5 protein-coding genes are annotated in these 5333 nt (G+C 37.0%); 4 read left to right on the top strand and 1 reads right to left on the bottom strand.

The window, feature by feature from the left end; all coding sequences use genetic code 11:
* From F6K13_RS16715 to F6K13_RS16705, 3 genes are all read left to right on the top strand, one after another.
* Window positions 1–1755, top strand: a 1755-nt coding sequence (locus F6K13_RS16715; RefSeq protein WP_287287861.1) for a hypothetical protein, incomplete at its 5' end; no start/stop codon positions are given.
* A gap of 37 nt (window positions 1756–1792) precedes the next feature.
* Window positions 1793–1966 (top strand): hypothetical protein, encoded by a 174-nt coding sequence (locus F6K13_RS16710; RefSeq protein WP_287287860.1) that lies wholly within the window; start codon window positions 1793–1795, stop codon window positions 1964–1966.
* A gap of 348 nt (window positions 1967–2314) precedes the next feature.
* Window positions 2315–2662 (top strand): NAD(P)H-quinone oxidoreductase subunit M, encoded by a 348-nt coding sequence (locus F6K13_RS16705; protein ID WP_124142856.1) that lies wholly within the window; start codon window positions 2315–2317, stop codon window positions 2660–2662.
* A 146-nt stretch (window positions 2663–2808) separates the two neighbouring features.
* Here the strand turns inward: F6K13_RS16705 and F6K13_RS16700 are convergent, their stop codons facing one another.
* A complete protein-coding gene (locus tag F6K13_RS16700; protein ID WP_282433648.1) occupies window positions 2809–2940 on the bottom strand; it encodes a hypothetical protein in 132 nt (43 codons plus the stop codon).
* A 389-nt stretch (window positions 2941–3329) separates the two neighbouring features.
* Here F6K13_RS16700 and F6K13_RS16695 point away from each other — a divergent pair.
* The coding region (locus F6K13_RS16695; RefSeq protein WP_287287859.1) for a protein phosphatase 2C domain-containing protein at window positions 3330–5333 on the top strand (2004 nt) is incomplete at its 3' end.

Genomic DNA, 5333 nt, shown 5'->3' with positions numbered 1-5333 from the left:
GTTTCTTACGAATTGCCAAACTTCTTGCTTGAAATTTACTTTCTTCTTCTACAGTATTTGGCAATTCGTAAGAAACTAGCAGCCGTAGACTTAAAAGAACTAGATAGTTGGTGGAGACCAAGAAAAATTGGAGACCCTCATAAATATCTACTGCCAGTAATTTTAGCCAGATTAAGTTTAGAAGATACACAAATAGGAGAACTTTATAATCAAGAAAAAACCTGGAAAATTTTATTCCAACTAGATAAAGATAAACCAAGCCTTTATCACTTCCGTAGTTATCTAGATGTGCGAATTTTCTTTTTATTTAGAGATAAAATGCCATCTGATGTATTAGCATCTTACAAAAATCAACTACAACGACCGAAAGTTTTCAACTGGATAAAAACTGGAACAGAAAATCATATGTTTATGCAACGTGCATCTGGTTTAGCGTTGATGGATGGAAGTGGTTGGCCTGTAGAAGACCCTGCAAGTGAAGCCACAAATGAGGCATGGTTGCGAGCAGAGCTGAATAAGTTTTTAACTATTGGACAAGGAGAATTTCATTCTTCCACTTATTATGGATATAGTATTGGTGGATTACTCAATCTATATGATTTTGCTCGCGACCCAGAATTGAAAAAACTGGCAAAAGGTTTATTAGATTGGTATGCAACTAATATGGCACTAAGACTAAGTTGGGGGACTGCTGGAGGTGCAGAAAGTCGTGGTTTCGATCGCAGTACCTGGAATACTGAGTTAGGTGCAGTAGCATGGATGTGGTGGGGAGAAGGCACTGAAGCTGCAGAAAAGATGAGAAATGGTACTGCTAGGTTAGCATTGCCAGCAGCTCTAAGCACATATCGTCCTCCAGAACATCTGAGGGCACTCGCTCGTAAACAAGTGCCATTACCATTTCAGCTCAGAGCAAGTCATCCAATTTACTATAGTTACTCTCAAGGAAACCGCTTATGGGAAAAATTCTATATAACTGAGGACTATAGTTTAGGAACTTTATTAGAGCCTACTCGCAGTTATCAAGTCGAGGGTACAATTAGTGCACAATATACTACTTATAAGTTAGTAGTGCGCGACCCTGAAGGCATTAATAACGCAGTAGTAGGTTTAGGTGGCACTTATCATGGACCCCGAGCAACTGGACGTAGTCCCGGCGATCAATATGTTCAACAACAGGGAGCAGTAATATTTCAGTTAATTCTCAGCGATCGAGATTTGCAAGCAGGAGTGCCAGCACAGTCGCATTTAGTTTTGCCAAAGCGTTATGGCGAACCGAGAAAATATAAAAATTGGTATATTTGGCGCATTGAAAATATTTGGCTATGTGCTCGACCTTGGGCAGCAGAGGTAAGTTTACAACCATTATCTCGGAAATATAAAGAATATCAAGCAATGGTTGCTAAAGGAAAAAGGACAGCTTGGGTTACTGATGTAGCAAGAGTAGCTGATATTGGAGATTTTGAAAGTTTAAAACAGGCCTTGGATAAAACTCTCGTTGATGATAGGGAATGGGAGAGTCAAGGGCGTTTAAGTTATTTGAGTTTAGCTGGCGATCGCATAGTTATGACATATAAGCAAGATGGTGCTATTGGGGACGCAGTAGTTAATGGGGAAAAAAGAATTTTAAAAAATTGGCCTGTTTTAGATAGTCCATACACCAAACAAGAGTTATACAGTGGGTTACTAGAAGTTGATGACCCCAAGTTAGGTAAATGGCAATTAAGAGGTAAGTTAATGGGTCCAGAATGGGAGTAGGGGAGTAGGGGAGTAGGGGAGATCGGGAAATAGGGAAATGGGGAGATGGAGACCCACCCCTCGCCCCTCCCCCTCCCAGGAGGGGAATATCGAGAAAGATTTGGCAATGGCGCTTGTGATGGAACATTTTTTTATACCGAATTTAGCGAACTTGATGTTATACCAAATCTCAAAAAGTTTACTATTTATCTTTACAGCGCTTTTCATTTAAGTAGACCACAGTAAGGACGTTCTGGAACGTCCCTACAGGATTTTGATTGTGACGATGTGGTTGATCAATATGAAAACCGCTGTAACTCATGGGGAGATAGGGAGATAGAGAGATAGGGAGACGGTAATCAAACATAGCATTACTATTCAGAAATGCTGTTACAAATTTTTTAGTTATAAACACTAAATATAGCGTAGCACTATAGCTTTAATCCTATTAATATAGTGTTTTAGCGTGAATTATCTGAATATTTTTCCGTGAGAATTTTTTAACCCATAAAGTTAAGTAATTTGATACTTCAATACTTACGATAGAATTTAACAAAAAGTCATAGAGAGAAAATTACTCATGCTATTAAAGTCAACAACTAGACATATTCGTATTTTTGCCGGAGTTATAGAAGACAATGAACTTGTTCCTGATGATCAGGTATTAACCCTCGATATCGACCCCGATAACGAACTTAACTGGAATGATACTGCCGTGCAGCAGATTTACAGAAAGTTTGACGATCTGGTAGAATCTTGTAGTGGGGAAGATTTAACTGAATACAACCTACGTCGTATAGGTTCCGATTTAGAGCATTTTGTGCGATCGCTATTACAATCAGGTCAAATTAGCTATAATCTTGGTAGTCGTGTCAATAACTATAGCCTAGGACTACCAAGAGTAGACATTGACCCTGAAGCTCAATAGGATATTAAAATTTAATCTCTAATATAATCAATCGGGACTTACGCAGAGACTATACATATAGCGACGGCGAATACCATTCGCCCCTACAGATAGTGGTTTAAAAATCAATTTGCGTAAGTCCTGATAATAATCTGATAACATCACTGTTATCGGATTAGATACTTTGATAATGTTGTAAAAATTGCTTCATAGATACCTGACAATTGGCCATAAATTGACTGACTCCAAGTATCAGGAAAAAATTGCTCTAGAGTTTCGACTAAAGCAAAAATTTCCATATTAAACATTTTATAATATAATTCATGAGAATGTTTAAGTTGAGTTAACAGCTAATCTATATCTATACTGAGGAAGTGGCTGTTTGTAATTAGTTTCTTGATTGGTAAAATTACTAAGAGCATTAGAATCAGAAAATTTAGACATGAATCACGTCACATGATTAAAAACAATATATGATAAAATTAACTTAGTACAACTGACAATCAAGATAATATTTATAGTTTTATCAGTAAAACAGTTTAGGAATTAGATATTTTTAGATAGATATTGAAATTATGCTGAAAAATCAAGAACAAAGACCTAATTCAACTAGCATAAATAATTAAAGATAAATCTAACCGATCAAAGAAATGGCCGAAAGCTGCGAGGAGCCCTGATGCAAAACACTATGCCAAAACACTACCTGTGGGTTATAGGTGAAGGGATAAAAACCTATCGGCCAGGAGAAATAATAGTAGATCGTTATCAAGTTCAAGACGATCGAATACTAATGGATACTCAACCAGAAAAAACGCCCCAGATGCCCGAAGAAATTCCGGGAAAAATAGAACCATATTTAAGATTATTTCCCTATAGACTTCATATTCCTCAAGTTTTTGGAATTATATCAGTAACAGAAAAAAAAGGGACTCGAAAAATTTGGCTTTTAGAAGCAGGGCCAATTAATTCCAATTCAGGAAGCTTAATGCCAAAAATAGCTACATCATGGAAACATGCTACAGCAATGCGACAGTTAAATTGGTTATGGCAAATAGCTCAACTTTGGCAACCGTTGAATGTGCAAAAAGTAGCTTCTAGTTTGCTAAATTCAGAAAATCTGCGGGTAGAAGGACAATTAGTACGCTTATTAGAGCTACAGGCAGATCAAAAATCTTTGACATTGCAGCACTTAGGTAGATTCTGGCAGAAATGGGCAAGCAATGCTCATCCAGCAGTAGAAAAATTCTTGAAACAACTGTTTCACCAAATGATTGCAGGTGAAGTCTACAATGCCGATCAGGTTATAGTACAACTAGATCAAGCTCTGGAATTATTGGGGCGATCGCAAATTAGAAAAATTAACATTGCCACTGCTACAGATACCGGACCTAATCGTTCTAACAATGAAGATGCTTGTTACCCACCCAGCAAAACAGCCATTAGCTATCCACCGAGTTATAAAACAGTAGCTATGGTCTGCGATGGTATTGGTGGTCAAGAAGGAGGAGAAGAAGCATCAGAGTTAGCAATTAAAGTTTTGTGCCAAAGATTACAGAACATACCTGAAGATGGCGATCCTCTGACTATAATTACAAAATTAGAAGAATCTGCTTATGCCGCTAATGATGCCATTTATGAGCGTAATGATAACGAGCAACGCCAAGGTCGTCAACGGATGGGAACAACTCTAGTTATGGCACTCGCCCATCTACACGAACTCTACATCACTCATGTAGGAGATAGTCGTGCTTACTGGATTACTCCGACTCGATGCTATCAAGTAACTCTAGATGATGATGTTGCGACTCGTCAAGTCAGATTAGGCTACTCTTTATATCAAGATGCCGTCAACCAAATTGCATCAGGTGCTCTAGTACAAGCTTTGGGTATTACGGCCTCAACAAGTTTACATCCAACTGTACAACGTTTTCCAATAGATGAAGATAGTATTTTCTTGATTTGTTCTGATGGTTTAAGCGATAAAAATCGAGTAGAACAATATTGGCAAACAGAAATATTACCATTGCTAGAAGGGAAAACAAATCTAGCTACAGTGAGAGATAGATTAATAGAAATTGCTAACGCCACAAATGGTCATGATAATGTAACAGTAGCTTTAGTGTATTATCAAGTAACTGATAAAGGTCAGATAACAGAATTGTCTGTTCCACCTGTAAAAGTTCAGCATTTAAAAGTAGAAAAATCACGAAAAAATTCGGAATTTAATTCATCAGATAATCAATTTTTCGACAATAAACCCAAAAATTTTCCATATGACTCAGAATATAAAAGTGGGTGGTTTTACTTGTCAGGAATTCTGATACTTCTGGTATTAGGTGGAATATTGGCATATTTTTTAAGTCCTTTAGTAAAAGGATTAACAGAGCAAAAAAAAATAACACAGCCATTGGATGTAAGCTCTCCAAAGAATAATACTTTTGCAGGAAATACGAAAAACCCTAGTCAACAAACAAATTCTATATTTTCTCCTAGTTTATCTTTGGATATAGGTTCATTTATATTGATTAGTCATGGCGGTCATGATCGCGAAAGCTTACATGAACCAATTGAATTACTAAATAATACAACAAATAAGACAGTTAAAGGTACAGTTGGTGATGGTAGTATTCTCCAAGTAACTAGAAAATTGAATCAATCGGAAGAAAATTGGTTAGAATTACAGATTTGTGCA

It is taken from the genome of Okeania sp. SIO2B9, assembly GCF_010672505.1.
Classification (GTDB): Bacteria; Cyanobacteriota; Cyanobacteriia; order Cyanobacteriales; family Microcoleaceae; genus Okeania; species Okeania hirsuta.
Note: the sequence above shows the minus strand (reverse complement) of the source record. Positions and strands in the feature narration are given on the sequence as shown.

What these genes read in the sequence shown, in the direction of transcription:
- F6K13_RS16710 (WP_287287860.1), top strand. Translation starts at nt 1,793, where the DNA reads ATGGGGAGATGGAGACCCACCCCTCGCCCCTCCCCCTCCCAGGAGGGG.
- F6K13_RS16700 (WP_282433648.1), bottom strand. Translation starts at nt 2,940, where the DNA reads ATGGAAATTTTTGCTTTAGTCGAAACTCTAGAGCAATTTTTTCCTGAT.
- F6K13_RS16705 (WP_124142856.1), top strand. Translation starts at nt 2,315, where the DNA reads ATGCTATTAAAGTCAACAACTAGACATATTCGTATTTTTGCCGGAGTT.